This is a genomic window from Bradyrhizobium sp. 186, assembly GCF_023101685.1.
Lineage (GTDB): Bacteria > Pseudomonadota > Alphaproteobacteria > Rhizobiales > Xanthobacteraceae > Bradyrhizobium.
The window spans coordinates 2202511-2216797 of record NZ_CP082164.1 but is presented as its reverse complement, the minus strand read 5'-3'; the positions used below and the strand labels follow the sequence as shown (position 1 = coordinate 2216797).

The window sequence follows — 14287 nt, the reverse complement described above, 5'->3', positions numbered from 1 at the left end:
CGCGAACTTTATGGAAGTAAGTTGCCGGTTTTCCCCGGAGTAGTACGGAGCCGCCGATACATCGCCGATTCATGCTGCCGAGATATCTTTAGCGGAGCTGCTCCCTGCACCCGGCAAGACTTCCTGATGTATCGATTTCGATCAGCGACATGCATCGGCCTGACCATCGCGCTCCTAGCCGCGACCATGCTCACGGCCAGAGGCGAGGAAATCGGCGTCAGCGACGATGCGATCCTGTTCGGCCAGGCCGCCGCGCTCGAGGGCCCCTCCTCCGCGCTCGGACAGCGCATGCGGCAAGGCATCGTCGCGGCGTTCACCGAGATCAACGCGAAGGGTGGCGTCCACGGCCGCAAGCTGCAACTCGTCAGCCGCGACGACGGCTACGATCCCGACCGTTCGGTGGTGCAGACGCTGCGGCTGATCGAGGACGACAAGGTGTTCGCGCTGATCGGCGCGGTCGGCACGCCGACCGCGATGGCGACCATTCCGATCACCAGTGCCAGGAACGTGCCCTTCATCGGTCCGTTCAGCGGCGCCGAATTTTTGCGCGACCTCGAACTCTCGAACGTGGTCAACATTCGCGCGAGCTATAGCGCGGAGGCCGAAGCGTGGATCAAGCACCTCACGGAGGATCGCCGGTTCACCCGCATCGGCATCTTCTACCAGGACGATTCCTTCGGCCGCGACGGTCTCGCCGGCGTGAAGCGCGCGCTTGCCAAGCGCGGCCTCGAGCTCGCCGCCGAAGGCACCTTCGAGCGCAACACCCGCGCGGTCGGCTCGGCCTGGCGGATGCTCAAGCGCACCGAGCCCGAGGCCATCGTCATGGTCGGGACCTATGGTCCCTGCGCCGAATTCATTAAGCTCGCGCATCGCAGCGGCTTCAATCCGACCTTCGTCAACGTCTCCTTCGTGGGCGCCAATGCGCTCGCCCGCGAGCTCGGTCCCGACGGCGAAGGCGTCATCGTCTCGCAGGTCGTGCCGTTTCCCTGGGATCGCTCATTGAAGCTCGTCGCCGACTACCAGGCGGCGCAGCAGGCGTACGATCCGACGCTTGCCCCCGACTTCGTGTCGCTCGAAGGCTATCTGTCCGGCCGCCTCGCGGCCGCGGCCCTGGAAAAGGCCGGACCGAATCCGACGCGGGCCGGCCTGCTCCGCGCCATCAACGATTTCGGCCGCTTCGACATCAGCGGCAGCATCGTCACCGTCGGCACGCGCGCAATCGAGACCCCACCGAAGGTGTTTTTGACGGTGATCCAGAAGGACGGGACGTTCAGGGCGGTCGACGGGCTGTAGCGCCCGTTCGGCCCGGCAACGGAATAAGCGAATGCAGGAGGCCGTCATGCCCGGGCTTGTCCCGGGCATCCACGTTCTTCGTCCCGCTGGGTAAGACGTGGATGGCCGGGACAAGCCCGGCCACGACGGCGTTGAAGCTTCAGCGCACAAAGCGTCCACGTCATCTGCGATAGCCTTGCCCTTTCAGGGCCGCCGCATCCAGCGGTCGGCATTGACCGCGCCCGGCGGGATCTCGCCTTTGACGATCGCTTCCACCTGCCGCACGGTTTCCAGCGACTGGTATTCGATCGCCTGCGGCGTCAGGCCGCCGACATGCGGCGTCGCGATGACGTTTGGCAGCTTCGCTAGTTCCGGGGTCGGCATCTGGTCGGCTGCGCGGCCGACATCCATCGCCGCACCGGCGATGCGGCCCTCCAGCAGCGCCCGCGCGAGCGCGGCCTCGTCGACGAGATTGCCGCGCGAGAGATTGATGAAGACGGCGTGCCTTTGCATGCGCGCCAGCGCCGCCTCCCCGATCAGCTTCTCGGTCTGCTCGTTGGCAACGGCGAGGCATACGACGTAGTCCGACGCCGCCATGAGTTCGTCCAGCGCGACCTGCCTGATGGCGCTGTCGCTGACGGTCGCGAAGGGATCGGACACCAGCACCTCCATGCACAGCACCTTCGCGACCTCGGCGAGATAGCGCCCGATGCTGCCGTAGCCGATGATGCCGACGCGGCTGCCGGCGAGCTGGCGGCCCATTCGTGCTTCAGGCCTGCGGCCGGCCTGGTAGTCGGCCGTCGCCCGCGACACGCCGCGTGACAGATCGACCATGAAGCCGAGCGCGAGCTCGGCCACCGCCTGCACGAAGCCGGGACCGGCGCGGGTCACGAGCACGCCGGCCGTTGATGCGGCCTCGACGTCGATATTACGGATATCGACGGCGCAGCGGACGAAGGCGCGCAAGCGCGGCAGTTGCGGAAAGATCTCGCCGCGGCCTTCCGTCATGCGATCGGCGACGATGATGTCGGCATCCTTCGCCGCGTTGACGAGGCTAGCTGCATCGAGCGGCTGATCGCCCTCGTGCAGGATCACCTCGGCGATCGCGCGCAGGCCGTTGAGGCTGCGATCGCCGTAGTAATTCCGGCGCATCTCCGGCGTGTGAGCCAACAGGACCATCACGGCAAGACTCCTTCAGTAGCCGAACGCGTGCGGCAGCGCGGTGCTGAGCGACGGCACGAACGCGATCACCAGCAGACAGAGCAGCAACAGGCCTAGATAGCCCATGATCGGCTTCACCGTCTGCTCGATCGGGACGTTGCCGATCAGGCAGGCGCCGTAGAGTCCGAGCCCGAGCGGCGGCGCGAACAGACCTATGCCCATCGCGATGACAAGCACGACGCCGAAATGCAGGGGATCGACGCCGAGCTGCACGGCGACCGGCAACAGCAGCGGCCCGAAGATGATGAGGGCAGCCGCGCCTTCCAGCACCGAGCCCATCACGATCAGAACGGCGATCGCGAGCAGGATGAACAGCCAGACGCCGCTGGTCTTGGACAATCCAAGCATGAAATCGCCGACCGCATGCGGCACCTGTTGCAAGGTCAGCGTGAAAGCGAGCGACTGCGCGGCGGCGACGATGAACAGCACGAGGCCCGCACGCGTCGCCGCCTGGACAAAGCTGTGCGCGGCCGATTTGAAGCTGAGCTCGCGGAACACCACGCTGCCGACGACGAGCGCATAGGCGACGGCGAAGGCCGAGATTTCGGTGGCCGTGGCAAAGCCGCTCTTGAAGCCGAAGAAGATCATGAAGATCAGGCCGAACGAGGCGATCGCGCCGCTCCACAGGCCCGACACCGGAATCTGCGGCTCCACCTCCTCGGCCGCGGCCGGGCGCTTGCCGAAGATGATGGAGACAACGATCAGGACCAGCGCCATCAGCGCCGACGGCAACAGCCCCGCGATGAAAAGGCCGCCGATCGACAAATTGGCGACGAAACCGAGGATGATGAGGTTGATGCAGGGCGGAATGGTTTCCGCCATCACCGCGGATGCCGCGAGCAGCGCCACTGCGCTGCCCGGATTCTGCTTCGAGCGGCGCGCCGCCGGGATCAGCACCGAGCCGACGGCGGCGACGTCGGCCATCTTCGAGCCCGAGATGCCCGAGAACAGCACCATCGAAGCCACCATCACGACATTCAGCCCACCGCGCATGCGGCCGACGGCGCGCTGCAACAGCTCGATCAGGCGCACCGACATGCCGTTGGCTTCCATGAGATAGCCGACGAGGATGAAGAACGGGATCGCGAGCAGCACGAAATTGTCGATGCCGCGCGCCATCTGCTGCGCGAAGATGACGCCGGGCAGCGCGCCCTCGACCCAGATGAAGATCAGCGCGGCCAGCGCCAGCGCAAATCCGATCGGCAAGCCGCCGAACAGCGTTGCGAAGAAGCCGATCAGCATCAGGATGCCCGCCGACGGCACCGATGACGGCGACAGATAATCCCAGGCGAGGTAGAGGCCGGTCACCACGGCGATCGCAACGAGGCCCCTGACGATGTCGGGAAGCGGCCGGGCGCAGAGCTGATCGATCGCGAACACCGTCATGAACAGCGCGCCGACGCCCATCGGATAGAAAGTCAGCTCCAGCGGCAGCCCTGATCCGGTGGTCTGCCCCGCCGTCAGCGAGCCCAGCTTGATCGCGTGACAGGCGACGTAGCCCGAGATCAGCACCACCAGCAGCGCACTGGCCGCGTCGACCAGCGCCTGCAGCCGCACCGGAGCCAGATCGCGGAAGAAGGACACGCCGACATTCTCGCCGCGCGCGAGCGCGCTCGCCGCGCCGAAGAAGGCCGACCCGACCATCAGCCCGCGCGCGACGTCGTCCGACCATTCGACCGGTGCGTTGAACAGGAAGCGCAGCAGCACGGAGGCGCACACCACCAGGAGGTCGGCGGCCAGCAGGACGGCCGCGCTCGCGTCGCTCAAGCGAAGCAGGAGGGTGATGCTTCCGTGACGGCCGCCCGAGAGGGATACGGCGCCTGTCATCGCCATCTCAGACTTGGCCATCTCAGGCTTGGCCATCTCAGGCTTGCGTCGCGCGGATGATGTCGATGATGGGCTTGGATTCCGGCCGCGCCTTCATGAAGTTTTCGGCCTGCGGCGCCACGCGCTTCTTGAACGCCTCGCGGTCGCATTCGGCCACCGTCACGCCCTTCTCGGTCAAAGCCGACAGCGCCTCCTTCTCGACCGCAAGCCCATGCGCACGCGTGTCGGCCGCGGCCTTCTTGGCGGCATCGAGAAAGCCGTCGCGGAGCTTCGGATCCATGCGGTTGTAGGTCATGTCGCTGAAGTAGATCGCGAGCGGCGAGAAATTGTGCTGCGTCAGAGCATAGAATTTTGCCGTTTCGAAGAACTTGCTGGCCAGGATCGTCGGCGGATCGTGCTCCAGCCCGTCCAGCACGCCGGCTTGCAACGCTGTGTAGATTTCGCCGAACGCCAGCGGCGTCGCGGCGGCCCCCATCAGCCGCAGGCATTCCGTGATGACGGGATTTGGCAGCGTCCGGATCTTGAGACCGGCGAGATCCTCCGGCGTCTTCACCGGCTTCTTCGCAAACACACTGCGTGAGCCGAAATTATAGGCCCAGGCGATGATCCGGATGTTGCCGCCCTTGAGCAGGGCGTCCTCAACCGGCTTGGCGGCGCCGGCGTCGAACGCCTTGGTCTGCTGCGGGAAGCTCGAGAAGAGAAAGCCGAGGTCGTAAGTGCCGACCAGCGGCACCAGATTGGCCGAGATCGACGAGCCCGACACCATGAGGTCGATGACGCCGAGCTTGACCGAATTGATGACGTCGATTTCCTGACCGAGCTGGTTGTCCGGAAAGAAGGCGACCTCGACCTGCTCGCCGAGCCCGTTCGCCTTCAGGTTCTTGACCAGATTATCGTAGTAGACGCGGCCGTTGGCATATTTGGGATCATTCGGCAGCGAGGAGGAGCATTTCAGCTTCATCGTCGCAGCTTCGGCGCGGCCGATGATGGCGGGAGACAACATCAGGCCGGCGGTCACCGCCGTCGACGACTTGATGAACGTGCGACGGCTGACGGGCACGATGGTCATGGTGCTGTCTCTCCCCAAAGTATTCTTTTTTCGCAACCGCGATCGTTGTCGCGGCGTGTCGGCTCGACTGTATGGCCAAAGCGACGGCGCAGGCAAGGATTGCGGCCGGCGCTGCAGCGAGCGGCGCGGGGTGCCGACGCGCCGGCAGAGATCGCCCCGGAATGCCTGTGTTTGCCGATGTTTTCGTGAAATGCGGTGCGATGGCCCCGCAGCCGAAAGACCCGCGGCGCGAGATGACGCGGATCGATCCAATTCAGGTATGGATCAATGCCGAACGCATATTGATTGGTTTGGTACGCAACAGAAAAGCAAGAGCCGCGGGATCACGCCCGCGGCTCCGGATTTGGACGACAATGCCGGTGGCGTCAGCGCGAATGCGCGGTGCTCAACTGCCCGCTGGCCGCCTCGACATCACGCGACGGACGCAGCGCGTAGGCGCCGTCGCCGAGCAGCGCCTGTGCCGCCAGCGCAATCGCCCAGAAGGCGGGGAATTCCCAACCGCCCTTCGGATTGGTGAAGAAGAAGCCGGCGGCGCCGTGCACCGTGAAGATGGCTCCGAGCAGGATCGGAATGCCGGCGAGCGCGGCATAGCGGGTCCAGACGCCGAGGATCAGGGCAATGCCGCTCAGCACTTCAACCGTCATGATGAGATAGGCGAGCTCGGGCGGGAAGCCGAGGCTGCCGAAGAATTTTGCCGTGCCGGCCGGGGTGAAAACGAATAGTTTCAGGCTGGCATGGGCGAGAAACAGCGCGCCCAGCGTCACGCGCAGCATCAGCGCGGCGTAGGGAGCGGTACGGGAATCGATCATAGCAGTCTCCTTGTTCAGACCGAGCTATGATCTATTCTCAATTAGATGATAATCCGCTATTCTGGAAATATACCTCATACCAATAGAGTGAGATGACTTGCTCGACCGCCTGACCAGCCTGGAAGTCTTCGCCAAGGTGGCGGCGATCGGCAGCCTGTCCGGCGCGGCCCGGGCCATGGGCCTGTCGCAGACCATGGTCACCAAGCACGTTGCGGCGCTGGAGGGGCGGCTCGGGATCAAGCTGTTCCACCGCACCACAAGGCGGCTATCCATCACCGAGGCCGGTCGCCTCTATCTTGAATCCTCCGAGCGCATCCTCGCCGACATGGAGACCGCCGACGCCGCGGTCGCGCGCGAGCGCGTCGAGCCCCGCGGGCTGCTGCGGGTCAACGTGCCCGTCGTGTTCGGCACGAGGCAGATCGCGCCGCTCATCGCGGAGTTCTCGGAACGCCATCCCGAGGTCACGATCGAGCTCGGCCTCAACGATCGCCTTGTCGACCTCGCCGACGAAGGCTGGGACCTCGCGATCCGCATCGGCAAGCTGCGCGATTCCAGCATGATGGCGCGGCGGCTCGCGCCGAACCGCATGGTCGTCTGCGCCGCGCCCTCTTACCTGGCGAAGCACGGCACGCCGCGCAGCGTGTCCGACCTCGCTGCGCATAATTGCTTCGGCTACACGCTTTCGCAGCAGGCCAGCGCGGCGGAATGGCTGTTCGGCGCGGACGGCGAGATCCGCGTCCAGGTCAGCGGCAATCTGCGCGCCAATAATGACGATGCGCTACGCGCGGCGACGCTGGCCGGCCTTGGCCTCGCGCGACAGCCGACCTTCATCATCGCCGATGACTTGCGCGCCGGCACGCTCGTCGCGCTTCCGCTGGACCAGCCGGAGATCCAGACCTCCGCGGTGCACGCGGTCTACCTGCCCGACCGTCGTCCGCCCGCCAAGGTGCGCGCCTTCATCGACTTTTTCGCCGCGCGCTTTTCGCCCGAACCGCCCTGGGACCGCGGCCTGCCGTGACGGAGCACGGCCTGGCGCGTCGGCTCCGGCAGACCCCTGCCCCATTTTGTCGCAAGCCCACGAGCGTGATCCAGTGCACAGACAGGGTCATGGCGGGCGACTAGAAAAGGTGACATCATCGCGCGCATTGCCGATGGAGGTGACACCATGCGCCGTCCAGTCTTTCGCAATTTGTTTCTTGCATCCGGCCTTCTTGCCCTCACGCAACTGATGACGCCGTCGGATGCCGCGGCCGAAGCGCGGCTTGCACTGGTGATCGGCCAATCGGCCTATCGCACGGTGCCGGAGCTGCCCAACGCCGCCAACGATGCCAAGGGCATGACGGAGCTGCTCGGCAATGCCGGCTTCAGCGTCACCACGGCATCCAATCTGGCGCAGAACGACATGCGCGCGGCGATCTCGGATTTCGCCGGCAAGGTCAGCGCCAGCGGCGCCGACACCGTCGCGCTGGTGTTCTACGCCGGTCACGGCCTCCAGATCGACGGCGAGAACTATCTGGTGCCGGTCGATCTCGATCCGAAGCGCGAGGCCGACATTCCCTTGCAGGGCGTGCGGCTGAACGACCTGCTCAACACGCTAGGCGCGCTGCCGACACGGGCGCGCATCTTCATGCTCGATGCCTGCCGCAACAATCCCTTCCCGGCGCTCAGCGGCGCCGGCCACGGGCTTGCGATCGTCGACACCAAGGCCGGCGCGCCCGGCTCCTTCATTTCCTATTCGACCTCGCCAGGCTCCGAGGCCGAGGACGGCTCCGGCGCCGACAGCCCCTACACCACCGCGGCGCTCTCGGTCACGAAGCAACCGAACATCCCGATCGAGGAAGTGTTCAAGCGCATTCGCGTCGCCGTGGCGCAATCGACCGACGGGCGGCAGATCCCATGGGAAAGCTCCTCGCTGACGACCGATTTCAAGTTCTTCGGCGACAGCACCGGTCAGCAACCTTCTGTTCCGGGCGCAGGCTCGATGGCACTTGCGAGCGCCACGCGCAGCGTCGAGGACTGGCGCAAGGACTTGCAGGGCAAGGACGCCAAGGTCGCCTACGAGCTCGTGATCACCGACGACACCGTTCCCGCGTATCAGGCCTATGTCGAGCTGTACGCGCAGGCCTCTTTCACGCCGCGCCTGCGCACGATCCTGGAGCGCCGGCGCCAGATGCTGGCCTGGGAGCGCGCCACCGCGATCAACACCCGCGCTTCCTTCGAGGCCTATCTCGCGAACTGGGACAACAGCGACCTCGCCGCGACCGCGCGCAGGCTGCTGCTCCGCGTGCAGAACCGTAACTACGCCTTGCCCGCCACGGTGGCGGCGGCCCCTGCTCCGATCGCCGTCGCGATGGCTCCGACCTGCCCGTGCTCGACGCCTTCGACCCCGGCGACGCCGATCAATCCGACGATCGCGCCGGTCATCAAGAAGCGCGTCGACGACACGCCGCCCAAGCGCAAGGTGGTCGATACGCCGCCCAGGCGCCGGCCCGCTCCTCCGTCTGACGAAGTGGTCTACGAGCGCGCGCCGCCTCCGGATCGCGGGCCGCCGCCCGGCGCCATAATGCAAGGCATCGGCATCGGTGTCGGAATTGGCTTGGGCATGGGTATGGGCGGCCGCGGCGGAGAAGGACACGGCGACTACAATCGCGGCAGATACTAAGACCGTTGCCCCGTTACGAATGTATGTCCGCAGGTTTTTCGCCTGCGGACATTTTTGTTGATGGCGCAGCGCCTGCGCCATCTGCGGTCTTTCGATCCGGAAATGCTGTAGTCTGACCGCCTGACGCAGCTCCGGGGACTCCACATCGATGCCGCACGACGTTCCCACCAAGAGCTCATGGCTGCTGTTCCGGTCACTCGCGTCCTATTCGCTGCCCGGCGATCTCTTGGCGGGGCTGACGCTGGCGGCGATTGCGATCCCCGAACAGATGGCCACCGCGCGGCTCGGCGGATTTGCGCCGCAGATCGGCTTCTTCGCCTTCATGGCGGGATCGCTCGGCTTTGCGATGCTCGGCGGCAACCGCTTCCTGTCCTGCGGCGCCGATTCCACGATCACGCCGATCTTCGCCGGCGGTCTTGCGGCGCTCGCCGTCGCCGGCTCCCCCGAATATCAGGGCCTTGCGATCGCGCTGGCGCTGATGGTCGGCGCGATGATGCTCGCCGGCGGCGCCTTTCGCCTCGGCGCCATCGCCAACCTGTTGTCGGTGCCTGTCATAGTCGGCTTCCTCGCCGGCATCTCCGTCCACATCGTCGTGTCGCAATTGCCGGGTGTGCTGGGACTGGAGTCGCCGAGCGGGCCGACGCTCGATCGCATCGGCGTGCTCGCCGGCGAGCTCGGGCGCACCAATCCCTATACGCTGTGCATCGGGTTCGGCGTGCTGGCCGTCGTCTTCATCTCCGAGAAGGTGAGTGCAAAAATTCCCGGCGCGCTGATCGGGCTCGTCGCCGCGACGCTGGCCGTGATCGGGCTCGGCCTCGAGAGCAAGGGCGTCAACGTCGTCGGCGCGGTGCCGGGCACGTTGCCGCGGCCGACCTTGCCCGACCTCGCGCCGGAGCAATGGGTGCGTCTGGTCCCGCTCGCCTTCGTGATCACCGTGGTCGTGATGGTCCAGACCGCCGCGACGACGCGATCGTTTCCGTCCGACCCCGACAAGCCCGCCGATGTCGACCGCGACTTTCTCGGCGCCGGTGCCGGCAGCGTGCTGTCCGGCCTGTTCGGTGCGTTTCCGGTCAATGCCAGTCCGCCGCGGACCGGGATCGTCGCCGAGACCGGCGGACAGTCGCAGCTCGCGGGGCTTGCGGCGGCGCTGATCGTGCTGGCCCTGCTCGCATTCGGGACGGGATTGTTGTGGCACGTTCCGGACGCCGCGCTCGGCGGCATTTTGCTGTTCGTGGCGCTGCGGATCATCCGCGTGAAGCAGATCGTCACGATCTACCGCCAATCCTTCAGCGAATTCCTGCTGATCGTCGCGACCGCCGCGCTGATCATCGTGCTGCCGATCCAGCAGGGCGCGTTCCTCGGCATCGTGCTGTCGCTGCTGCACGGCATCTGGAGCACGACGCGCGCCAAGCTCGTCGAGTTCGAGCGCGTGCCAGGCACCACGATCTGGTGGCCGGCGCATCCGCAGATCACCGGCGAGCGCATCGCCGGCGTCGCCGTGATCGGGCTCCAGGCCCCGCTGTCGTTCCTCAACGCGCCGGGCTTCCGCAGCGACGTCACCAAGGTCCTCACTACGTCCGCGCCGCAATTGCTGGTGCTGGAGGCGAGCGGCATGGTTGAGATCGACTTCACCGCCGCGCAGATCCTGCTCGAAATCTTCAAGGCGTGCAGCGAGCAGGACGTCACGGTCGCGCTGGCGCGGCTGGAATCGGTGCGCGCGCAGGACGCCTTCGAACGTTTCAGATTGTTCGATGCGCTGCCAAGGGAGCACGTCTTCCACAGCGTGGACGAAGCCGTGCGCAAGCTGGCGAAAGCGGAATAAGTCAGGTTGGCCGCGGGCTCGGTTCACCTCTCCCGCTTGCGGGAGAGGTCGACACGCTCGCAAGAGCGTGGCGGGTGAGGGCTTTATCCACTCGCGATATATCGCTGGTGGAGACACCCTCTCCCCAACCCTCCCCCGCAAGCGGGGGAGGGAGCGCACCTTCCTCGTGGCAACAATCAGCCTTTACTGCGACAGCGCCGGATGATCCCGCTGCACCGTCTCGCGGATCCAGCTGGCGTGGATTGCGCGAAACAGGATCTGCGCGGTCTTGATGTCGTTGGCCTTCATGCAGAGATCGACGATGCGACGGACCGCGTCGTCGCGCATCAGGTCGTCCGAGATCTTCATCGCGATTTCCATCGCAGAACGCGCGGCGCGTTCATAGCGTTCGCTTTCGCGCTTGTTGTTGCGCCCCGAGCCTGCCGCGCTCGCAGCTGCGGCCTCACAGATCGCGCGGATACGATCGGCTGCCTCGATGTCGCCGAGCGGCCACTCGATCGCTTCATCCCGGATGTCCGCCGGCTGCTTCCTTGCGAACCACTTCATTACCCCGCCACCTGTGGTCTTCCGGCCACCGCATTGTCGTGCTTCAAACCGCGCCCAGCATAGAGAACCGTAGTGAGATCGGCGAGGCGGTTTTTTCCGCCACAGTCCGTGGCTCGCGACACGTTCAGGACGTCCGACGTGGTCCGATCGCCTCGAACTGCGCCTTCTGCTCGTCGTTCAACGTGGCATAGAAATCCTCGAGCGCAGCGCGCACCGATTTGACGCCATCCAGCATCACGTCGAGCCGCTTGCGGATCGCGGCCATTCGCGCCGGCGGCGTCATCACGTCGTTGGGCTGGCAGGCCGCCTTGAGCGATGCGCTGACCTTGGCGCTGGTATCCTGGAGCACCTGCAGCGCAGCGCGCTGGGTGCCGTCGGGATGAAGCCTCGCCTCGATGTCGGCGCCGGGCCAATCGAGTGCAGCAGACGCTCCGCAATTCTGGACCAGCGATCCACTGGCATTGTTGGAAGCCGTCGCGCGACGCTGATCCTCGGCCAGCGCATTGAAGCGCGCCTTCTGCTCGTCGGTAAGCAAGCCATAGAATTTATCCAGTGCGGGCTGAACGAGGTCGACGGCTTTCTCCATCGCCTCGATGCGCTGCTGCATCGCCGCCAGACGACCGGGCGCCGTCGCCGCGACCTGCGCCGGACAGGACGCGCGGATCATCTCCGCCGCCTGGATCGAGGCATTGCCGAGGTCGTCGAGGCTTGCGCCTTGCGCGTCCGTCGGCAGCACCGCGGCTGCGATCTGGTCGATCGGCACACCGACGATTTCGCGGCGATCGCTGCCGCAAAGCTGATCGAGCGCAACGCCTCGCGCTTGCCGTCGTCCCTGCGGACGTTGCGGCAGATAGGCCGAGAGACGGTCATAGCCATAGGGCCCGAAGATGCCGGCATAGATGTCCGGATAGCCGTAGCCCCAGAAGCCGAGACCGTCGCCCCAGATCGTGTAGTCGTAGAGGTCGTTATAGGCGAACGGCCAGAACAGCGGTCCGACCCAGCCATAGCCGCCCCCTGCATGTTGCCACCATCCGCTGCTTGCGCCATGCCAGCCGACAAGTGCGGCCGCGGCTGCGATCTGGGCCCGCGCCGCCGGATTGCTGATCAGCCGGCCGTTGCGGAACGCGCCGGAGTGCTCGTTGAGGGCGTTGCGGAAATTCGCGGGACGGATGGCTGCATTGCGGATGTGACCGAAGTTCGGGCCACCATGTCGGGCTCCGGTTGCGAACCGCACACCGCCATGATGCCCGCCGCCACCATGCGCGTGCCCGAAACCGTGACCGCCGAAATGGCCGCCACCATGATGGCCACCGCCATGGCCCCCTCCGTGACCGCCTCCGTGACCGCCTCCATGCCCACCGCCATGTCCCCCACCTCCGCCCTTCCCCAGAGCCGTGCCAGCCAGCATGCAGGCAAGCGCCATCACGGCAATTCCAATGACCGGTCGCAACATCGCATCCTCCCGCAGAGCCGCGCCATTGAGGCATCGGAAACTGACGGGTATTGGAACCGGCCTCGCCGCCGAAAGTTCCGCGACCGCGACGCGGCAGGCCGCGCTACGCCTGCGGGACGATCTTGCCGGGGTTGAAGATATTCTGCGGATCGAGCGCCTTCTTCAGTGCGCGCATCGCGTCCAGCGCCTCGGGGCCGAGTTCCGCCTCGAGGTATTTCTGCTTGCCCTGGCCGATGCCGTGCTCGCCGGTGCAGGTGCCGTCCATCGCCTGCGCGCGTTCGACCAGGCGATGCATGAACTCCTCGCCGCGCGCCATCTCGTCGGCGTCGTTGGTATCGCAGACCAGCGAGCAGTGGAAATTGCCGTCGCCGACATGGCCGACGATCGGCGACAGCAGGTTGAGCCGCTTCAGATCCTCCTCGGTCTCGCCGACGCATTCGGCCAGGCGCGAGATCGGCACGCAGACGTCGGTCGCGACCACGCCGATGCTGTCGCCGGGCCGCAGCGCCTTCACCGACCAATAGGCGTCGTGCCGCGCCTGCCACAGTTTGGTGCGATCCTCCGGCTTGGTGGTCCAGGAGAAATCGCCGCCGCCGCACTCCTTCGCGATCTCGCCGAACGCCTTGGACTGCTCGGCGACCTCGATCTCGCTGCCGTGGAATTCCATCAGCAGCAGCGGCGTCTCCGGCAGTGTCAGCTTCGAATAGGCGTTGCAGGCCTTCACCTGCGCGGCATTGAGCAGCTCGATGCGCGCCACGGGAATGCCGGTCTGGATCGCCAGGATCACCGCCTGACACGCCCCGTGCACCGTCTCGAACGACACCGCGCCGGCCGCGATCGTCTCGGGAATGCCGCGCAGACGGATGGTTAGTTCGGAGATGATGCCGAGCGTACCTTCGGCACCGACGAAGAGATGCGTCAGGTCGTAGCCGGCGGAAGACTTCTTGGCGCGCGTGCCGGTCGTGATGATCTCGCCGTCGCCGCGCACGACCTTCAGCGCCAGCACGCTGTCGCGCATGGTGCCGTAGCGCACCGCATTGGTGCCGGAGGCGCGCGTCGAAGCCATGCCGCCGAGCGAAGCGTCCGCGCCGGGGTCGATCGGGAAGAACAGGCCCTGGTCGCGCAGATGCTCGTTCAGCGCCTTGCGGGTGACGCCGGGCTGGATCACGCAGTCGAGGTCCTCGGCATGCACCGCCAGCACCTTGTTCATGTCGCGCAGGTCGATCGAGATGCCCCCCGCGGGCGCGTTGACCTGGCCCTCCAGCGAGGTGCCGGTGCCGAAGGCGATGACGGGCACGCCGTTTTTCGCGCAGATCCGCACCACGTCCTGGATGTCGGCGGTCTCCTGCGCCATCACCACGCCGTCCGGTGGCTGGTTGGCGATCCATGTCGTGGTATGGCCGTGCTGCTGGCGGACGGCCTGCGAGGTGATGAGGCGGTTGCCGAACCGTGCGGCAAGCTGTTCCAGCGCGCTCGCGAGGGCTTTCGGCTGCGGCCGCGGCGGATTATTGGTGATGGTCGTACCCACGGACATTCCTCCCGACAGAAGGACCGTGGCAAAGGACATCTGACCGGTCAAGTCAAGCGACCGGACGCATCGCTAGGG

General features: G+C 66.1%; 11 protein-coding genes. 4 read left to right on the top strand and 7 right to left on the bottom strand.

What is annotated here, in order from left to right; genetic code table 11:
• The first annotated feature begins 126 nt into the window (after positions 1–126).
• Entirely contained in the window at positions 127–1293 is a 1167-nt protein-coding gene (locus IVB18_RS10355; protein ID WP_247989070.1) for an ABC transporter substrate-binding protein, read from the top strand.
• Between the two features lie 183 nt (positions 1294–1476).
• On the opposite strand, the gene IVB18_RS10350 is transcribed toward IVB18_RS10355, so the two are convergent.
• The 4 genes from IVB18_RS10350 to IVB18_RS10335 form a co-directional block, all read right to left on the bottom strand.
• Positions 1477–2454 carry a hydroxyacid dehydrogenase gene (locus IVB18_RS10350; protein WP_346732620.1) on the bottom strand — a complete coding sequence of 326 codons (978 nt, stop codon included), beginning with the start codon at positions 2452–2454 and terminating at the stop codon, positions 1477–1479.
• Positions 2455–2466: 12 nt separating this feature from the next.
• Positions 2467–4320 (bottom strand): TRAP transporter large permease subunit, encoded by a 1854-nt coding sequence (locus IVB18_RS10345; RefSeq protein WP_247989069.1) that lies wholly within the window; start codon positions 4318–4320, stop codon positions 2467–2469.
• Between the two features lie 37 nt (positions 4321–4357).
• Positions 4358–5389 carry a TRAP transporter substrate-binding protein gene (locus IVB18_RS10340; RefSeq protein WP_247989068.1) on the bottom strand — a complete coding sequence of 344 codons (1032 nt, stop codon included), beginning with the start codon at positions 5387–5389 and terminating at the stop codon, positions 4358–4360.
• Between the two features lie 365 nt (positions 5390–5754).
• Positions 5755–6198: a DoxX family protein gene (locus IVB18_RS10335; RefSeq protein ID WP_247989067.1), complete on the bottom strand. Its 444-nt coding sequence runs from the start codon at positions 6196–6198 to the stop codon at positions 5755–5757.
• A gap of 97 nt (positions 6199–6295) precedes the next feature.
• Between IVB18_RS10335 and IVB18_RS10330 the strand changes: the two genes are divergently transcribed.
• The 3 genes from IVB18_RS10330 to IVB18_RS10320 all read left to right on the top strand — a co-directional run bounded on the left by IVB18_RS10330 (position 6296) and on the right by IVB18_RS10320 (position 10682).
• Positions 6296–7216 carry a LysR family transcriptional regulator gene (locus IVB18_RS10330; protein WP_247989066.1) on the top strand — a complete coding sequence of 307 codons (921 nt, stop codon included), beginning with the start codon at positions 6296–6298 and terminating at the stop codon, positions 7214–7216.
• Between the two features lie 147 nt (positions 7217–7363).
• Positions 7364–8860, top strand: coding sequence for a caspase family protein (locus IVB18_RS10325; protein ID WP_247989065.1), 1497 nt, complete (start codon positions 7364–7366; stop codon positions 8858–8860).
• Between the two features lie 148 nt (positions 8861–9008).
• Positions 9009–10682 (top strand): SulP family inorganic anion transporter, encoded by a 1674-nt coding sequence (locus IVB18_RS10320; protein ID WP_247989064.1) that lies wholly within the window; start codon positions 9009–9011, stop codon positions 10680–10682.
• A 183-nt stretch (positions 10683–10865) separates the two neighbouring features.
• Here IVB18_RS10320 and IVB18_RS10315 read toward each other — a convergent pair whose 3' ends face one another.
• From IVB18_RS10315 to IVB18_RS10305, 3 genes are all read right to left on the bottom strand, one after another.
• Positions 10866–11228, bottom strand: coding sequence for a hypothetical protein (locus IVB18_RS10315; RefSeq protein WP_247989063.1), 363 nt, complete (start codon positions 11226–11228; stop codon positions 10866–10868).
• A 124-nt stretch (positions 11229–11352) separates the two neighbouring features.
• Complete coding sequence (locus IVB18_RS10310; protein ID WP_247989062.1) at positions 11353–12681, bottom strand: Spy/CpxP family protein refolding chaperone; 1329 nt, start codon at positions 12679–12681, stop codon at positions 11353–11355.
• Positions 12682–12784: 103 nt separating this feature from the next.
• A complete protein-coding gene (locus IVB18_RS10305) occupies positions 12785–14209 on the bottom strand; it encodes an FAD-linked oxidase C-terminal domain-containing protein (protein WP_247989061.1) in 1425 nt (474 codons plus the stop codon).
• Positions 14210–14287: the final 78 nt, after the last annotated feature.

Excerpts from the sequence above, each read along its gene's own strand:
- IVB18_RS10320 (WP_247989064.1), top strand. The coding sequence starts at position 9,009 with ATGCCGCACGACGTTCCCACCAAGAGCTCATGGCTGCTGTTCCGGTCA.
- IVB18_RS10355 (WP_247989070.1), top strand. The coding sequence starts at position 127 with ATGTATCGATTTCGATCAGCGACATGCATCGGCCTGACCATCGCGCTC.
- IVB18_RS10335 (WP_247989067.1), bottom strand. The coding sequence starts at position 6,198 with ATGATCGATTCCCGTACCGCTCCCTACGCCGCGCTGATGCTGCGCGTG.
- IVB18_RS10310 (WP_247989062.1), bottom strand. The coding sequence starts at position 12,681 with ATGTTGCGACCGGTCATTGGAATTGCCGTGATGGCGCTTGCCTGCATG.
- IVB18_RS10315 (WP_247989063.1), bottom strand. The coding sequence starts at position 11,228 with ATGAAGTGGTTCGCAAGGAAGCAGCCGGCGGACATCCGGGATGAAGCG.
- IVB18_RS10340 (WP_247989068.1), bottom strand. The coding sequence starts at position 5,389 with ATGACCATCGTGCCCGTCAGCCGTCGCACGTTCATCAAGTCGTCGACG.
- IVB18_RS10325 (WP_247989065.1), top strand. The coding sequence starts at position 7,364 with ATGCGCCGTCCAGTCTTTCGCAATTTGTTTCTTGCATCCGGCCTTCTT.
- IVB18_RS10345 (WP_247989069.1), bottom strand. The coding sequence starts at position 4,320 with ATGACAGGCGCCGTATCCCTCTCGGGCGGCCGTCACGGAAGCATCACC.